The 839-nt window shown below is 48.9% G+C and carries 2 protein-coding genes; both read right to left on the bottom strand.

Translation table 11 applies throughout. From position 1 onward, the window contains the following. Positions 1–560: contractile injection system protein, VgrG/Pvc8 family (locus SJ312_RS23275; RefSeq protein ID WP_319868418.1), on the bottom strand; the 560-nt coding region annotated here is incomplete at its 3' end. 69 nt (positions 561–629) lie between these two features. Further along, the coding region (tssD, locus tag SJ312_RS23270; protein ID WP_129949629.1) for a type VI secretion system tube protein TssD at positions 630–839 on the bottom strand (210 nt) is incomplete at its 5' end.

Raw genomic sequence — 839 nt, 5'->3', positions numbered from 1 at the left:
AACTGCTTATCAAATTTGATGTGAGACTCGCTTAATAGCGTCTCAAGAATGTTCGGCACCGTCATATTTTGGAAAATTCGGCTGTCCTGCTTAAGCGTCATCACCCACATTTCGGGACGTATCACAAAGTGATACCAGGTTTTTACCCCGTCGGTGTTGCCTTGTTCTGCCCCCGCTAAAATGCCTTGTACCGTGCGAAGAATTTTTCCATCTCGCTTTACAGTCAACGAGGAGGCCACACCCAGAACCGTTTGAAAATCAATCTCGGGTAACGGGCTGACCGCCTGAATCGACAGTGAAAAGAGCTGGGAAAGCCCTTCTTGCAAATCAAACTGGGTCACTTGAAAGGTGTTTTCAGGTAGCCCACCAATGGTACAGGTGAATACCAATCCCGTCCCCATTTCGCCATTCATAATACGGTCTAGCAGTTGACCATGGGCTTCTTGCAAGGCTTGGTCCTGTGCATAGGTTCTGCCACCCGCATACCCACCACCGTGAATAAGCGGGTTATTTTCGGGGCTGCCAAGTCGTTTGTTTTTATTGGGGTCTGTCCAAGACATGGGAATTTCCTCTACGGAAGAAAAAGCTAAAAACGCAAACGAGCCTCGAAAGGCTCGCTAAATTCGAACTTACGCTTCGAGCGGCGCACGCCAGTCATCGGCACCGGATGTACCTGCAACGGTATGTTCCCAGTCAATTTTACGGTAAGACAGAGACACTTCGATTAACTGCGTGAAATCCGCTTTCGCGGGGTCTTGGCAATGCGGCATTTGGCAATCGATATTCACGATAGTCGCATCCGTTAATGTGGTGGTGAAGAAATGCTCTTGCTTGCCTTC

The organism is Providencia sp. CIM-Carb-044, assembly GCF_033901115.1.
In the GTDB taxonomy this organism is placed as follows: domain Bacteria; phylum Pseudomonadota; class Gammaproteobacteria; order Enterobacterales; family Enterobacteriaceae; genus Providencia; species Providencia hangzhouensis.
This window is presented reverse-complemented; position numbering and strand designations above follow the sequence as displayed.